Here is a 12,811-nt window from a genome sequence, read left to right as displayed (position 1 = left end):
AGCGATTACTTAGAATACAATTCAACGATCAATGATTCATTGATGGTAGCAGGCAACTCATCACGCTGAGGTTTAGCCTTGAACTTACCAGACAATGCTTTGACGTCGACTTCCAACCACTCAGGGAAACCACGTTGTTCAGCCGCTTCAACCGCAGCTTTAATACGCAATTGTGTTTTTGATTTATCAGCCACAGTAACTACGTCACCGGCCTTCACTTGATATGAAGGGATGTTTACGCGTTTGCCGTTAACCAAAATGCTGTTATGACGCACTACTTGACGTGCTTCAGAACGCGAACCAGCCAGACCCATGCGGTATGCTACATTGTCCAAACGGGACTCCAGCAATTGCAACAGGTTCTCACCAGTAATGCCTTTTTGACGATCAGCTTCAGCGTAATAAGTACGGAACTGACCTTCCAACACGCCGTAAATACGACGTACTTTTTGCTTCTCGCGCAATTGCACGCCGTAGTCAGACAGACGTGAGTTGCGGCGCTGACCATGCTGACCTGGTGCGAAGTTGCGCTTTTCAATTGCGCATTTGTCTGTAAAGCATTTTTCTGCTTTCAGAAACAGTTTTTCACCTTCACGACGGCATTGACGGCATTTAGGGTCTAAATTTCTAGCCAAAATAGTTCTCCAGTAATCGATTCGCTAATTTATCGAAGCGAAATGAATTAAATTCTGCGTTTTTTCGGTGGACGGCAGCCGTTATGCGGCACCGGTGTCACATCAGTAATGCTGGTGATTTTAAAACCGGCAGCATTCAACGCACGCACAGCGGATTCACGACCTGGACCTGGACCCTTGATACGCACTTCCAGATTTTTAACACCGGACTCTTGAGCAGCTTTACCAGCCACTTCAGAAGCTACCTGTGCAGCAAATGGAGTACTTTTACGTGAACCTTTAAAACCTTGACCACCGGAAGTAGCCCATGACAACGCATTGCCTTGACGATCGGTAATCGTAATAATCGTGTTGTTAAAAGAAGCGTGCACGTGAGCGATACCCTCGGCAATATTCTTTTTAACTTTTTTTCTAACGCGTACATTAGCTTTTGCCATGTTGTACTGTCCTTAATATCTACTGATGTTCAATAAAAGATTATTTAGATTGCTTGATGGCTTTAACCGGACCTTTGCGAGTACGCGCATTGGTTTTGGTACGCTGACCGCGCACTGGCAAGCCACGACGATGGCGAATACCGCGGTAGCAACCCAGGTCCATCAAACGCTTGATGTTCATGGTTACTTCACGACGTAAATCACCTTCTACAGTGTATTTAGCCACTTCGTCACGCAATTTTTCAACTTCTGAGTCGCTCAGGTCTTTAACCTTTGCTGTTGTCAGTACACCAGCCGCAGCACAGATTTTCTGCGCAGTATCGCGACCAATACCGTAAATAGAGGTCAAAGCAATTTCTGCATGTTTGTGGTTTGGGATATTTACCCCGGCAATACGAGCCATACTTAAACTCCAATAATCAATCGTTTTTCACGATCAAACTTGTGCGTAGAAAAGAAAAGCCGCATATTATATCAGCCAATCAATGCTCTCACAAGCAAATGTTTTACCATTAACCTTGACGTTGTTTGTGACGTGGGTCAGTACAAATAATACGAACAACGCCGCGACGTCTAACTACTTTACAGTTACGGCATAATGTTTTAACTGATGCGCGAACTCTCATCTTACTTTCCTTTATTTAATTCACTTACTTTGCGCGGAATGTAATTCGCGCACGGGTTAAATCATATGGGGTCATTTCTACTGTGACTTTGTCACCAGGTAAAATGCGTATGTAGTGCATGCGCATTTTGCCTGAAATGTAACCAAGCACTGTATGACCGTTTTCAAGTTTCACTTTAAAAGTTGCATTCGGCAAATTTTCCAGAATCTCGCCTTGCATCTCAATGCGATCCTCTCGTGCCATTGCTACTTGCCCGAACCTTTAAAATTGGCTTTTTTCAGCAATCCCTCATACTGTTGCGACATCAGGTGTGATTGCACCTGCGTCATAAAGTCCATCGTTACGACAACGATAATCAACAATGAAGTACCACCAAAATAGAACGGGGTATTAAACTTCAACACCAAAAACTCTGGCAACAAACAAACCAGCGTAATGTAGAGCGCACCAATCAATGTCAAACGACCCATGATGCGATCAATATATTTTGCGGTTTGATCACCAGGACGGATGCCTGGCACAAACGCGCCACTTTTCTTCAGGTTATCTGCCGTTTCTTTCGGATTGAAGACCAATGCCGTGTAGAAGAAAGCAAAAAACAAAATTGCGGCAGCAAACAACAAGATGTACAAAGGTTGGCCTGGAGAGAGTTTCGCACTCACATCCTTCAACCAGTACATATGTTCACTGCTACCAAACCAACCAGCCAATGTGGCTGGGAACAAAATAATACTCGAAGCGAAAATCGGTGGAATCACACCTGACATATTCAACTTCAGTGGCAAGTGCGTAGACTGGCCTCCATAAATACGATTACCAACCTGGCGCTTGGCATAATTCACTGTAATCTTGCGTTGGCCACGTTCTACGAACACAACCAGCGCGGTTACCAGAAGCACTGCGACAAACAGGAACATTACCAAGGGAATGGAGAATGCACCGGTTTTTGCCAGATCTAAAGTACTGCCAATCGCATGCGGCAAGCCCGCAACGATACCGGCAAAAATAATGATTGAGATGCCATTACCGATACCACGCTCGGTAATCTGCTCACCCAACCACATCAAAAACATCGTGCCAGCAACCAACGTGGTCACGGCAGTAATACGGAATGCAAAGCCTGGGTCTAATACCAAACCTGCCTGACCTTCCAACGCGATGGCAATGCCCAAGGCTTGAAAGGTAGCCAATAACACCGTGCCGTAGCGGGTGTATTTGGTAATTTGACGACGACCAGCTTCGCCTTCTTTCTTCAGCTGCTCCAGCTGTGGTGAAACCACTGTCAGCAACTGCATAATAATTGAGGCAGAAATGTAAGGCATGATGCCGAGGGCAAACACGGTGAAGCGTGACAACGCACCACCGGAGAACATGTTAAACATGCCCAAAATGCCATCTTTCTGCGTATCAAACAACTGCTTTAACACAGTTGGATCAATGCCTGGCACTGGAATATGCGCACCTAAGCGGTAAACCACCAATGCGCCCAACAAGAACCACAAACGGCTTTTTAATTCGCCAAGTTTGCTTACGGAACTTAAGATATTATCCTGTGCCAAGCTGATACTCTTTTCTTACAACTGATTAGACTTCAAGTACTTTTCCGCCAGCAGATTCGATGGCAGCTTGAGCACCTTTAGTCAACAACAACCCTTGAACTTGTACTTTGGCAGCAACTTCACCAGACAGGTAAACCTTCACTGCTTTTGCAGAGACTGGCACCAATTTGGCTGCTTTCAGAGACAAGATGTCGATCACTTCGGCATCAACCAAAGCCAATTCGCTAGTACGGATACGTGCGGTGTCAGCTTGTGTCAGTGAGTTAAAACCACGTTTTGGCAGACGGCGTTGCAAAGGCATTTGACCGCCTTCAAAACCGACTTTATGAAAACCGCCAGCACGGGATTTTTGACCTTTATGACCACGGCCACCAGTTTTACCCAAACCAGAGCCAATGCCACGACCTAAACGACGAGGTGCTTTTTTTGCGCCTGCAGCAGGCTTAATCGTGTTTAATTGCATGATTATTCAACCTTCAAAAGATAACTCACTGCATTGATCATGCCGCGAATTTCAGGAGTGTCCTGCACTTCTACAGTGTGGTGCATACGACGCAGACCCAGACCACGTACAGTGGCTTTGTGTGCTTCAATACGACCAATCAAACTTCTAACCAACGTTACTTTTAAAGTAGCGCTCTCTTTTTTTGCTTTAGCCATGATTAACCTCTGATTTCTTCTACGGTCTTACCACGTTTAGCGGCGATTTCAGCCGGCGTATTCATGGATGCCAAACCGTTCAAAGTTGCGCGAACCAGGTTGTAAGGATTGGTAGAACCAATACTTTTTGCAACCACGTTAGTCACACCCATTACTTCGAAGATAGCGCGCATTGCACCACCGGCAATAATACCGGTACCTTCAGAAGCTGGCTGAATCAGCACCTTGGCTGCACCGTGAACGCCAGTCACTGCGTGATGCAATGTACCGTTGTTCAGGTTCACTTTAACCATGTTACGACGGGCTTCGTCCATGGCTTTTTGTACAGCCACTGGCACTTCACGCGCTTTACCTTTACCCATACCAACGGCACCATCACCATCACCAACTACGGTCAACGCAGCGAAGCTCATGATACGACCGCCTTTAACCGTTTTACTTACACGGTTAACGGTAATCATTTTTTCGCGCAAACCATCGGTTTGCTGCTGTTCAATATCTTTAGCCATTCTTTATCTCACCCTTAGAATTTGAGACCGGTTTCACGGGCAGCTTCGGCCAAAGCCTTGATACGACCGTGATACTTGTAGCCTGAACGATCAAATGCAACAGTGGTAATACCAGCCTGCGCTGCTTTTTCAGCAATACGCTTACCAATCAGGGTTGCAGCTTCGATGTTGCCGCCATTTTTCAGTTGTTGACGCACTTCAGCCTCAACGGTGGATGCACTCGCCAATACGCGATCGCCAGTTTCAGCAATGATCTGTGCGTAGATATTGGTATTGGTGCGATGTACACTCAAACGTGTAACTTTTAACTCGGCGATTTTGGCACGGGTTTTACGTGCTCTGCGCAAGCGGTTATTTACGTTCTTCATTGAATTTACCTTTAATGTTGATTCACTGTTAAGGCCAGTGTCTAACCTTGCAGCATTACGCTGCAAGTGCCTTAGTTATTTTTTCTTGGTCTCTTTAATAGTGACCACTTCATCTGCATAACGAACACCTTTGCCTTTATATGGCTCAGGAGCACGGTAAGCACGAATCTGCGCAGCCACTTGACCAACCACTTGCTTGTTAGCGCCAGTCAAAATCACCTCTGTAGGAGTAGGTGTTTGCACAGTCACGCCTTCAGGCATTTTGTGGTTAATCGGGTGAGAGTAGCCTAACTCCAGGTTCAGGGTAGAACCTTGAGCATTTGCTTTGTAGCCAACACCAATCAGTGACAATTTACGGGTAAAGCCAGTAGAAACACCTTGCACCATATTGGCCAGCAAAGCGCGAGTCGTACCTGACATCGCTCTTGCATGTTGTGTTTCGCTGGTCGCTTTAACCAACAACTCTTCACCTTCACGGGAAACAGAAATTTCTGAAACCAGCGCTTGGCTTAACTTACCCAGAGGACCGCTTACGGAGATCTCTGAAGGAGAAATTACAACTTCTACTTTCGCAGGAATCGCAATCGGGTTTTTAGCAACACGTGACATATTGATTCTCCTTAGGCCACGATGCACAAAACTTCACCACCGATACCGGCAGCTTGTGCTTTACGATCAGTCATCACGCCTCTAGAAGTGGAAACGATAGTCACACCTAAACCGTTCATCACTTTAGGCAGGTTCTGACTACCTTTATAAATACGCAAACCTGGCTTGGATACACGCTCAATCTTCTCAATTACTGGACGACCGGCATAGTATTTCAGGCTAATGTTCAAAACTGGCTTACCGTCATTGTTTTGAACGTTGAAATCATCGATGTAACCTTCATCTTTCAACACGTTTGCAATAGCGCCCTTCACTTTAGAAGCAGGCATTGAAACGGTTGTTTTATTCGTACGTTGCGCGTTACGAATACGGGTCAACATATCGGCAATCGGATCACTCATACTCATGTTCTACTCCTCCGTTACCAGCTGGCCTTGGTGACGCCTGGTACGTGACCAGCCATCATCAATTTACGCAACTCGTTACGTGCGATACCAAATTTACTAAACACACCACGTGGACGACCAGTCAAAGCACAACGGTTACGTGTGCGAACAGGACTGGAGTTGCGCGGCAGACTTTGCAACTTCAAACGAGCAGCCATGCGATCTTCGACGCTGGCAGACTGATCGTTGCTAGCAGCAACCAATTCAGCACGTTTAGCTGCATATTTTTTAACGGTTTCGCGACGCTTTTGCTCGCGCTCTGTCATACATACTTTTGCCATGACTTAACCTCTGAAAGGGAAACTGAACGCAGCCAAAAGAGCTTTCGCTTCTTCGTCTGTTTTCGCAGTTGTAGTAATCGTGATGTTCATCCCGCGCAGCGCATCGATTTTATCGTATTCGATTTCTGGGAAAATGATTTGCTCTTTCACGCCCATGTTGTAGTTACCACGGCCATCAAAAGACTTGCCAGAGATACCACGGAAGTCACGAATACGAGGAATAGCCACAGTGATCAGGCGATCCAGGAATTCATACATGCGCTCACGACGCAGCGTTACCTTGCAACCAACAGGATAGTCGTCGCGAATCTTAAATGCAGCGACAGATTTCTTAGCCTTGGTTACGATTGGTTTCTGACCTGCAATTTTCTGCATATCAGCAACAGCGTTTTCCATGACTTTTTTGTCAGCCACAGCCTCGCCCACACCCATGTTCAGGGTAATTTTCTCGATACGTGGAACCTGCATTGCAGATGTATAACCAAATTGTTCTGTCAATTTGGCAACCACGCTATCGTTATAATACTGTTTTAAACGTGCCATATATTATCCTATGCGTCGATAGACTCGCCGCTAGATTTGAATACACGAATCTTGCGACCATCTTCCAGTACCTTAAAACCAACACGATCAGCTTTTTGTGTTGCAGCATTGAAGATTGCCACATTGGAGCCGTCTACCGGCATTTCCTTGCTGATGATGCCACCAGTGATACCACGCATCGGGTTTGGGCGAGTGTGTTTTTTAACCACATTCAAACCTTCAACCACTACATGGCCTGTTGGCAAGACGCTTAAAACAGCACCTGTTTTACCTGCATCTTTACCTGTATTTAAAATGACCTGGTCACCTTTGCGAATTTTGCTCATTTGATTGTCTCCAAGCCGATTACAACACTTCAGGCGCCAGTGAAACAATCTTCATGAAGCGCTCACTACGCAATTCACGAGTCACAGGGCCAAAAATACGCGTACCAATAGGCTCCAGCTTGTTATTCAACAAGACTGCGGCATTGGCATCAAATTTAACTAACGAACCATCTGGACGGCGAACACCTTTAGCAGTGCGCACAACCACAGCGTTGTAGATTTCACCTTTTTTGACGCGACCACGCGGCGCAGCATCTTTAATGCTGACCTTGATGATGTCGCCAATGCTGGCATAACGACGCTTGGAACCACCCAAGACTTTGATACACTGAACGGAACGCGCACCAGTGTTGTCGGCTACTTCAAGCCGAGATTGCATTTGAATCATGAGAAATAATCTCCAACTTAATCCGTTATAACCACTACAGCCGCTTGCTTTCACAATTTCGGCCAATAGACCACGGTCAGTATTGGGGTGCCAGCTACATGCCAACTAAGGCGGGCACCGAAAAGTCCAACATTATACAACCAAAAAAACGCTTATGACAAGCGTTTTTCCGGTTTTATATTTGAAGCCTTATTTAGCTTCGATTTTGCTTACAATCCAAGACTTGCTCTTGGAGTATGGGCGTGTTTCAGTGATTGTCACAACATCGCCTTCGTTACATGCATTTGTTTCATCATGCGCATGGAACTTGTTCGATTTAACAACCACTTTACCAATCAGAGGGTGTTTCACTTTACGCTCGACAAGCACAGTCACGGTTTTATCCATCTTGTTGCTTACCACGCGGCCAGTCAAACTGCGTACTACTTTCGCTTTTTCAGTCATCATGCCTGTTTCGCTTTCTCAGCCAATACAGAGTTCACGCGAGCGATATCTTTGCGCACTTTACCCAGCTGATCTACTTTGTTCAATTGTTGGGTGGCTACTTGCATGCGCAGAGAAAACTGCGCACGGCGCAACTCAACCAACTCGTTATTGAGCTCATCTGCTGACTTTGCTCTCAATTCAGAAGCTTTCATCGTTACTACTCCTTAACTGCCAATTTGACGGGTCATGAATGTAGTTTCGACTGGCAGCTTCGCAGCAGCCAATTTGAAAGCCTCACGTGCCAGCTCTTCGCTCACGCCATCCATTTCGTACAGCATTTTGCCTGGCTGAATCTGGGCGATGTAGTAGTCCACGCTACCTTTACCGTTACCCATACGTACTTCAGCAGGTTTCTTAGAGATCGGTTGATCCGGGAACACACGAATCCAAACGCGGCCACCACGTTTAATGTGACGAGTCATCACACGACGTGCAGCTTCAATCTGGCGTGCTGTCAAACGACCGCGACCGACCGCTTTCAAACCAAATTCACCAAAGCTCACCTTGTTACCAGTAGTCGCAATACCTTTATTGCGACCCTTTTGCATCTTACGGTATTTCTGTCTAGCTGGTTGCAGCATCTTTAGCCCTCGGCTTTCTTACTTTTTTCTCTGGCTCAGCATCAGCAACGGCAGCGTTAGCAGCGTTGTCACCGAAGATCTCGCCTTTGAATACCCAAACTTTAATTCCGATAATACCGTAGGTGGTTGAAGCTTCAGCCACACCGTAATCGATATCAGCACGCAGTGTATGCAAAGGCACACGGCCTTCACGGTACCACTCGGTACGTGCGATTTCGATACCGTTCAAACGACCGGAACTCATGATCTTGATACCTTGTGCGCCCAAACGCATGGCGTTTTGCATGGCACGTTTCATGGCACGGCGGAACATCACGCGCTTTTCCAATTGCTGTGCAATGGATTGTGCGATCAAAGTAGCGTCCAATTCTGGCTTACGCACTTCTTCAATGTTCAGGTGCACCGGCACGCCCATCAGGCCTTGCAGGCTAGAACGCAAAGATTCGATATCTTCGCCTTTCTTACCAATCACAACACCAGGACGTGCACTGTGGATAGTGATTTTAGCGTTCTTGGCAGGACGCTCAATCACGATACGGCTCACAGCAGCACTCGCCAGTTTCTTGTTCAAGAACTCGCGCACTTTGATGTCGCCTTGCAACATCGCAGGGAAGTTCTGGCTATTAGAGTACCAACGTGAGGCCCAGTTTTTCTGAACGCTCAAACGGAACCCAATTGGATGAATTTTCTGTCCCATATTATTCCTTTGAGTCACCGACTGTCACATGAATATGACAGGTTGGTTTCGTAATACGACCAGCGCGACCTTTTGCACGAGCACGGATACGCTTCATCACCAAGCCTTTATCCACATAGATTGAAGTCACCTTCAATGTGTCGATATCAGCACCATTGTTATGTTCGGCGTTAGCAATCGCAGACAAAACCACTTTTTTGATAATCTCGGCACCACGCTTAGGGGTGAATGCCAGGATATTCAGTGCTTGATCTACTTTTTTGCCACGGACCAGGTCAGCCACCAGACGCGCTTTTTGCGGAGAAAGGTGTACGCCTTTTAAAACTGCAGTAACTTGCATAATCAGCCCCTTACTTCTTCGCTTTTTTATCAGCCGCGTGACCCTTGAACGTACGTGTCAACGCAAATTCACCGAGTTTGTGACCAACCATGTTTTCAGAAATCAACACAGGCACATGTTGTCTACCGTTGTGCACTGCGATGGTTAAACCAATAAAGTTTGGCAATACAGTCGAACGACGTGACCAGGTTTTAATTGGTTTTCTGTCGCGGTTCGCAGTGGCAGTTTCGACTTTCTTAGCCAAGTGAGCGTCCACAAATGGACCTTTTTTAATAGAACGTGCCATAGCGATTACCTTACATTTCTCGGACGACGACTTACACGCATGTTATCAGTACGCTTATTCTTACGAGTACGATAACCCTTAGTTTTCTGACCCCATGGTGACACAGGGTTCATACCAGCAGCTGTACGGCCTTCACCACCACCGTGCGGGTGATCAACCGGGTTCATCACCACACCGCGAACGGTTGGACGAACACCGCGCCAGCGCATTGCACCAGCTTTACCGATAGAACGCAGTGAATGCTCTTCGTTACCTACTTCGCCCAATGTGGCTTTACAGTCAACGTGCACACGGCGCACTTCACCTGAACGCAAACGCAACTGAGCGTAGGAGCCTTCACGCGCCAGCAACTGTACTGATGTACCTGCTGAACGGGCGATTTGCGCACCTTTGCCTGGTTGAATTTCGATGCAGTGAATCGTGCTACCGACTGGAATGTTGCGCAAAGGCAAGGCATTACCAGCACGGATAGGCGCTTCAGAACCGCTGATCAACTGTGCACCGGCAGCAATGCCACGTGGTGCAATGATGTAACGACGCTCACCATCGGCGTAGCACAACAGTGCAATGTTCGCCGTACGGTTTGGATCGTACTCAATACGCTCAACAGTCGCAGGAATACCATCTTTATTGCGACGGAAGTCAACAATACGGTAATGCTGCTTATGACCACCACCTTGGTGACGGGTTGTAATGCGGCCGTTGTTGTTACGACCGGCGTTTTTACTTTGACTTTCCAACAGTGGCGCGTAAGGTTTGCCTTTGTGCAAATCTGGTGTAACGACTTTCAATACACCGCGACGACCGGGGGAAGTTGGTTTGACTTTAACTAATGCCATGTCTTCTCTCCTTATTCGCCAGCTGCAAAGTTAATTTCTTGACCTGGCTTCAAGCTCACATAAGCTTTTTTCCAGTCGTTACGCTTACCAATACGACGGCCAGCACGCTTCACTTTACCTGCGACGTTAATCACAGATACAGAAGCCACTTCGACTTTGAACACCAGTTCAACAGCCGCTTTAATTTCTGGCTTAGTCGCGTCAGTGCGTACCTTGAAAGCAATTTGCTGATGTTTGTCAGCAATGAAAGTTGCTTTTTCAGTAATCTGAGGCGCCAAAATCACTTGCAATAAACGATCTTGTGTTTTAGTTGCTGCGGTAATCATGCCAAGATCTCCTCAAGTTTTTTCACAGCATTGGCTGTGACCAAAACGTTAGGGAAACGCACCAGACTTACTGGATCAGCATACTGCGCTTCAACCACCAATACGTTTGGCAGGTTACGGGAAGACAAGTACAAATTCTCATCAAAACCGTCAGTCAACAGCAATACACCGCCATCGATGCCCAGAGCATTGATTTTCTGTACGAATTGTTTAGTTTTTGGTGAGTCGATTGAAAAATCGTCTACTACCTTCAAACGGTCCTGACGTACCAACTCAGACAAAATAGTCTGCATGCCAGCACGGTAAGCCTTACGGTTTACTTTGTGGCTGTAGTTTTCGTTAGGGCTGTTTGGGAATGCGCGACCGCCTCCACGCCAGATCGGGCTGGATGCCATACCGGCACGGGCGTTACCAGTACCTTTTTGCGCATATGGCTTGTGTGTCGTGTGAGCAACGGTTGCACGTGTTTTTTGTGCACGAGTCGCAGTACGAGCGTTTGCCAGATAAGCAACAACCACTTCATGCACCAGGGACTCGTTAAATTCACGACCGAAAGTAACGTCAGACGCATCAACGCCTTTTTTAGCTACCTTGCCGTTTTGATCGATTAATTTCAGTTCCATTATTTAGCCCCTTTCGCTTTGATGGCTGGACGTACAACAACATTGCCACCTTTAGAGCCAGGTACGGAACCTTTAATCAACAACAGGTTACGCTCTGCGTCTACACGAACGATTTCCAGGTTTTGGGTTGTGACTTTAGCATCACCCAAATGGCCAGGCATGCGCTTACCAGGGAATACTCGACCTGGATCCTGCGCCATACCGATAGAGCCTGGTACGTTGTGCGAACGTGAGTTACCGTGAGAAGCACGGTTGGAGGAGAAGTTATGACGCTTGATCGCACCGGCAAAACCTTTACCGATGGAAGTACCTGTCACATCAACCAACTGACCAACAGAGAAAATATCAACAGTGACATTTCCACCTACTTGGAAGTTAGCCAATACATCTTCAGCCACATTGAATTCTTTGATACCAGCACCGGCAGTTACGCCCGCTTTGGCAAAGTGACCAGTCAACGCTTTGTTGATACGGCTGGCACGACGCTCACCGTAAGCAACCTGCAGGCCTGTATAGCCATCCGTTGCGACTGTCTTAACTTGTGTCACGCGGTTAGGAATCACTTCCAGCACAGTTACAGGAATGCTTGCGCCTTCATCTGTAAAAATGCGGGTCATGCCCACTTTGCGACCAATAAGCCCTAAGCTCATGATCAGTTCCTTATAATAGTTAAAGTGGACGATTACAATTGACCGTCCACCGAAGAGCGCGGATTATACCGAACTATTCTAGATTTGACAATAACCTTTTCTTTCGAAAAGGCTTATTGCAATGTCAGCTTTTAAATTAAAGCTTGATTTCTACATCCACGCCAGCTGGCAAATCCAGCTTCATCAATGCATCAACAGTCTTGTCTGTTGGATCCACGATGTCCATCAGACGCTGATGGGTACGGATTTCAAACTGGTCACGGGAAGTTTTGTTCACGTGTGGTGAACGCAGAATGTCAAAGCGCTCGATACGTGTTGGCAATGGCACTGGACCTTTAACAACTGCACCAGTACGTTTAGCAGTATCTACGATTTCCAAAGCAGATTGGTCGATTAAACGATAGTCAAATGCTTTCAGACGGATACGAATTTTTTGAGCTGCCATGTTTTTTCCTTAAAAAGAGCAAAAAGCGGCAGGATAACCCTGCCGCTCATAAAGATAATTACTCGATGATTTTGGCAACGACGCCAGCACCAACGGTACGACCACCTTCACGGATAGCGAAGCGCAAGCCTTCTTCCATCGCGATTGGAGC

Annotated in this window: 27 protein-coding genes and 1 pseudogene; all 28 read right to left on the bottom strand. The window is 46.7% G+C overall.

Annotated elements, in window-relative coordinates; all coding sequences use genetic code 11:
* Positions 1-5: 5 nt before the first annotated feature.
* Complete coding sequence (gene rpsD, locus OH31_RS01715) at positions 6-635, bottom strand: 30S ribosomal protein S4 (RefSeq protein ID WP_019881243.1); 630 nt, start codon at positions 633-635, stop codon at positions 6-8.
* A gap of 47 nt (positions 636-682) precedes the next feature.
* The gene (rpsK, locus tag OH31_RS01710) at positions 683-1,072 is read right to left on the bottom strand and encodes a 30S ribosomal protein S11 (RefSeq protein ID WP_018986256.1); all 390 of its coding nucleotides are present in this window, start codon (positions 1,070-1,072) and stop codon (positions 683-685) included.
* Positions 1,073-1,112: 40 nt separating this feature from the next.
* Complete coding sequence (gene rpsM, locus OH31_RS01705) at positions 1,113-1,475, bottom strand: 30S ribosomal protein S13 (protein ID WP_019881242.1); 363 nt, start codon at positions 1,473-1,475, stop codon at positions 1,113-1,115.
* Positions 1,476-1,584: 109 nt separating this feature from the next.
* The gene (gene rpmJ / locus OH31_RS14640) at positions 1,585-1,698 is read right to left on the bottom strand and encodes a 50S ribosomal protein L36 (protein WP_081620790.1); all 114 of its coding nucleotides are present in this window, start codon (positions 1,696-1,698) and stop codon (positions 1,585-1,587) included.
* 24 nt (positions 1,699-1,722) lie between these two features.
* Positions 1,723-1,941, bottom strand: a complete 219-nt coding sequence (gene infA / locus OH31_RS01700; protein WP_019881241.1) for a translation initiation factor IF-1 — start codon at positions 1,939-1,941, stop codon at positions 1,723-1,725.
* A gap of 2 nt (positions 1,942-1,943) precedes the next feature.
* Positions 1,944-3,257: a preprotein translocase subunit SecY gene (gene secY, locus OH31_RS01695; protein WP_019881240.1), complete on the bottom strand. Its 1,314-nt coding sequence runs from the start codon at positions 3,255-3,257 to the stop codon at positions 1,944-1,946.
* 25 nt (positions 3,258-3,282) lie between these two features.
* Positions 3,283-3,720, bottom strand: coding sequence for a 50S ribosomal protein L15 (gene rplO, locus OH31_RS01690; protein WP_024929372.1), 438 nt, complete (start codon positions 3,718-3,720; stop codon positions 3,283-3,285).
* 2 nt (positions 3,721-3,722) lie between these two features.
* Entirely contained in the window at positions 3,723-3,917 is a 195-nt protein-coding gene (rpmD, locus tag OH31_RS01685; RefSeq protein ID WP_019881237.1) for a 50S ribosomal protein L30, read from the bottom strand.
* Between the two features lie 2 nt (positions 3,918-3,919).
* Positions 3,920-4,426, bottom strand: coding sequence for a 30S ribosomal protein S5 (gene rpsE / locus OH31_RS01680; protein ID WP_019881236.1), 507 nt, complete (start codon positions 4,424-4,426; stop codon positions 3,920-3,922).
* A 14-nt stretch (positions 4,427-4,440) separates the two neighbouring features.
* The gene (gene rplR / locus OH31_RS01675; protein ID WP_019881235.1) at positions 4,441-4,794 is read right to left on the bottom strand and encodes a 50S ribosomal protein L18; all 354 of its coding nucleotides are present in this window, start codon (positions 4,792-4,794) and stop codon (positions 4,441-4,443) included.
* 75 nt (positions 4,795-4,869) lie between these two features.
* A complete protein-coding gene (rplF, locus tag OH31_RS01670; RefSeq protein WP_019881234.1) occupies positions 4,870-5,403 on the bottom strand; it encodes a 50S ribosomal protein L6 in 534 nt (177 codons plus the stop codon).
* 11 nt (positions 5,404-5,414) lie between these two features.
* Positions 5,415-5,810 (bottom strand): 30S ribosomal protein S8, encoded by a 396-nt coding sequence (gene rpsH, locus OH31_RS01665; protein WP_019881233.1) that lies wholly within the window; start codon positions 5,808-5,810, stop codon positions 5,415-5,417.
* A 14-nt stretch (positions 5,811-5,824) separates the two neighbouring features.
* Entirely contained in the window at positions 5,825-6,130 is a 306-nt protein-coding gene (gene rpsN / locus OH31_RS01660; RefSeq protein ID WP_024929371.1) for a 30S ribosomal protein S14, read from the bottom strand.
* A 3-nt stretch (positions 6,131-6,133) separates the two neighbouring features.
* Positions 6,134-6,673, bottom strand: coding sequence for a 50S ribosomal protein L5 (gene rplE, locus OH31_RS01655; RefSeq protein ID WP_019881231.1), 540 nt, complete (start codon positions 6,671-6,673; stop codon positions 6,134-6,136).
* Between the two features lie 8 nt (positions 6,674-6,681).
* Positions 6,682-6,999: a 50S ribosomal protein L24 gene (gene rplX / locus OH31_RS01650; protein ID WP_019881230.1), complete on the bottom strand. Its 318-nt coding sequence runs from the start codon at positions 6,997-6,999 to the stop codon at positions 6,682-6,684.
* 19 nt (positions 7,000-7,018) lie between these two features.
* Positions 7,019-7,387, bottom strand: coding sequence for a 50S ribosomal protein L14 (rplN, locus tag OH31_RS01645; RefSeq protein ID WP_019881229.1), 369 nt, complete (start codon positions 7,385-7,387; stop codon positions 7,019-7,021).
* A 189-nt stretch (positions 7,388-7,576) separates the two neighbouring features.
* On the bottom strand, positions 7,577-7,834 hold the full coding sequence (rpsQ, locus tag OH31_RS01640) for a 30S ribosomal protein S17 (protein WP_019881227.1): 258 nt from the start codon (positions 7,832-7,834) through the stop codon (positions 7,577-7,579).
* Entirely contained in the window at positions 7,831-8,025 is a 195-nt protein-coding gene (gene rpmC / locus OH31_RS01635) for a 50S ribosomal protein L29 (RefSeq protein WP_019881226.1), read from the bottom strand. Before rpmC ends, rpsQ begins: the two co-directional genes overlap by 4 nt.
* 12 nt (positions 8,026-8,037) lie before the next feature.
* On the bottom strand, positions 8,038-8,454 hold the full coding sequence (rplP, locus tag OH31_RS01630; RefSeq protein WP_019881225.1) for a 50S ribosomal protein L16: 417 nt from the start codon (positions 8,452-8,454) through the stop codon (positions 8,038-8,040).
* Entirely contained in the window at positions 8,438-9,151 is a 714-nt protein-coding gene (gene rpsC / locus OH31_RS01625) for a 30S ribosomal protein S3 (RefSeq protein WP_019881224.1), read from the bottom strand. Before rpsC ends, rplP begins: the two co-directional genes overlap by 17 nt.
* Before the next feature lies 1 nt (position 9,152).
* Positions 9,153-9,491: a 50S ribosomal protein L22 gene (gene rplV / locus OH31_RS01620; protein WP_018986274.1), complete on the bottom strand. Its 339-nt coding sequence runs from the start codon at positions 9,489-9,491 to the stop codon at positions 9,153-9,155.
* A gap of 10 nt (positions 9,492-9,501) precedes the next feature.
* The gene (gene rpsS / locus OH31_RS01615) at positions 9,502-9,777 is read right to left on the bottom strand and encodes a 30S ribosomal protein S19 (protein ID WP_019881223.1); all 276 of its coding nucleotides are present in this window, start codon (positions 9,775-9,777) and stop codon (positions 9,502-9,504) included.
* A gap of 5 nt (positions 9,778-9,782) precedes the next feature.
* Positions 9,783-10,616 carry a 50S ribosomal protein L2 gene (gene rplB, locus OH31_RS01610; RefSeq protein ID WP_019881222.1) on the bottom strand — a complete coding sequence of 278 codons (834 nt, stop codon included), beginning with the start codon at positions 10,614-10,616 and terminating at the stop codon, positions 9,783-9,785.
* An 11-nt stretch (positions 10,617-10,627) separates the two neighbouring features.
* Entirely contained in the window at positions 10,628-10,942 is a 315-nt protein-coding gene (rplW, locus tag OH31_RS01605; RefSeq protein WP_019881221.1) for a 50S ribosomal protein L23, read from the bottom strand.
* Positions 10,939-11,565, bottom strand: a complete 627-nt coding sequence (gene rplD / locus OH31_RS01600; RefSeq protein WP_019881220.1) for a 50S ribosomal protein L4 — start codon at positions 11,563-11,565, stop codon at positions 10,939-10,941. The genes rplW and rplD overlap by 4 nt, the downstream gene beginning before the upstream one ends.
* The gene (gene rplC, locus OH31_RS01595) at positions 11,565-12,215 is read right to left on the bottom strand and encodes a 50S ribosomal protein L3 (RefSeq protein WP_019881219.1); all 651 of its coding nucleotides are present in this window, start codon (positions 12,213-12,215) and stop codon (positions 11,565-11,567) included. The genes rplD and rplC overlap by 1 nt, the downstream gene beginning before the upstream one ends.
* Positions 12,216-12,351: 136 nt before the next feature.
* A complete protein-coding gene (gene rpsJ / locus OH31_RS01590; protein WP_018986280.1) occupies positions 12,352-12,660 on the bottom strand; it encodes a 30S ribosomal protein S10 in 309 nt (102 codons plus the stop codon).
* 58 nt (positions 12,661-12,718) lie between these two features.
* Positions 12,719-12,811, bottom strand: a pseudogene (locus OH31_RS14635) (elongation factor Tu); the annotation flags it as partial.

It is taken from the genome of Methylophilus sp. OH31 (assembly GCF_000576615.1).
Classification (GTDB): domain Bacteria; phylum Pseudomonadota; class Gammaproteobacteria; order Burkholderiales; family Methylophilaceae; genus Methylophilus.
This window is presented reverse-complemented; position numbering and strand designations above follow the sequence as displayed.

What these genes read in the sequence shown, in the direction of transcription:
- rplB (WP_019881222.1), bottom strand. Translation starts at nt 10,616, where the DNA reads ATGGCATTAGTTAAAGTCAAACCAACTTCCCCCGGTCGTCGCGGTGTA.
- rpsH (WP_019881233.1), bottom strand. Translation starts at nt 5,810, where the DNA reads ATGAGTATGAGTGATCCGATTGCCGATATGTTGACCCGTATTCGTAAC.
- rplF (WP_019881234.1), bottom strand. Translation starts at nt 5,403, where the DNA reads ATGTCACGTGTTGCTAAAAACCCGATTGCGATTCCTGCGAAAGTAGAA.
- rplP (WP_019881225.1), bottom strand. Translation starts at nt 8,454, where the DNA reads ATGCTGCAACCAGCTAGACAGAAATACCGTAAGATGCAAAAGGGTCGC.
- rpsQ (WP_019881227.1), bottom strand. Translation starts at nt 7,834, where the DNA reads ATGATGACTGAAAAAGCGAAAGTAGTACGCAGTTTGACTGGCCGCGTG.
- rplV (WP_018986274.1), bottom strand. Translation starts at nt 9,491, where the DNA reads ATGCAAGTTACTGCAGTTTTAAAAGGCGTACACCTTTCTCCGCAAAAA.
- rpsN (WP_024929371.1), bottom strand. Translation starts at nt 6,130, where the DNA reads ATGGCAAAAGTATGTATGACAGAGCGCGAGCAAAAGCGTCGCGAAACC.
- rplR (WP_019881235.1), bottom strand. Translation starts at nt 4,794, where the DNA reads ATGAAGAACGTAAATAACCGCTTGCGCAGAGCACGTAAAACCCGTGCC.
- rpsK (WP_018986256.1), bottom strand. Translation starts at nt 1,072, where the DNA reads ATGGCAAAAGCTAATGTACGCGTTAGAAAAAAAGTTAAAAAGAATATT.
- rpmC (WP_019881226.1), bottom strand. Translation starts at nt 8,025, where the DNA reads ATGAAAGCTTCTGAATTGAGAGCAAAGTCAGCAGATGAGCTCAATAAC.
- rpsE (WP_019881236.1), bottom strand. Translation starts at nt 4,426, where the DNA reads ATGGCTAAAGATATTGAACAGCAGCAAACCGATGGTTTGCGCGAAAAA.
- rplC (WP_019881219.1), bottom strand. Translation starts at nt 12,215, where the DNA reads ATGAGCTTAGGGCTTATTGGTCGCAAAGTGGGCATGACCCGCATTTTT.
- rpsJ (WP_018986280.1), bottom strand. Translation starts at nt 12,660, where the DNA reads ATGGCAGCTCAAAAAATTCGTATCCGTCTGAAAGCATTTGACTATCGT.
- rplD (WP_019881220.1), bottom strand. Translation starts at nt 11,565, where the DNA reads ATGGAACTGAAATTAATCGATCAAAACGGCAAGGTAGCTAAAAAAGGC.
- rpmD (WP_019881237.1), bottom strand. Translation starts at nt 3,917, where the DNA reads ATGGCTAAAGCAAAAAAAGAGAGCGCTACTTTAAAAGTAACGTTGGTT.
- rpmJ (WP_081620790.1), bottom strand. Translation starts at nt 1,698, where the DNA reads ATGAGAGTTCGCGCATCAGTTAAAACATTATGCCGTAACTGTAAAGTA.
- rplN (WP_019881229.1), bottom strand. Translation starts at nt 7,387, where the DNA reads ATGATTCAAATGCAATCTCGGCTTGAAGTAGCCGACAACACTGGTGCG.
- infA (WP_019881241.1), bottom strand. Translation starts at nt 1,941, where the DNA reads ATGGCACGAGAGGATCGCATTGAGATGCAAGGCGAGATTCTGGAAAAT.
- rplX (WP_019881230.1), bottom strand. Translation starts at nt 6,999, where the DNA reads ATGAGCAAAATTCGCAAAGGTGACCAGGTCATTTTAAATACAGGTAAA.
- rplW (WP_019881221.1), bottom strand. Translation starts at nt 10,942, where the DNA reads ATGATTACCGCAGCAACTAAAACACAAGATCGTTTATTGCAAGTGATT.
- rplE (WP_019881231.1), bottom strand. Translation starts at nt 6,673, where the DNA reads ATGGCACGTTTAAAACAGTATTATAACGATAGCGTGGTTGCCAAATTG.
- rpsM (WP_019881242.1), bottom strand. Translation starts at nt 1,475, where the DNA reads ATGGCTCGTATTGCCGGGGTAAATATCCCAAACCACAAACATGCAGAA.
- rplO (WP_024929372.1), bottom strand. Translation starts at nt 3,720, where the DNA reads ATGCAATTAAACACGATTAAGCCTGCTGCAGGCGCAAAAAAAGCACCT.
- rpsS (WP_019881223.1), bottom strand. Translation starts at nt 9,777, where the DNA reads ATGGCACGTTCTATTAAAAAAGGTCCATTTGTGGACGCTCACTTGGCT.
- rpsC (WP_019881224.1), bottom strand. Translation starts at nt 9,151, where the DNA reads ATGGGACAGAAAATTCATCCAATTGGGTTCCGTTTGAGCGTTCAGAAA.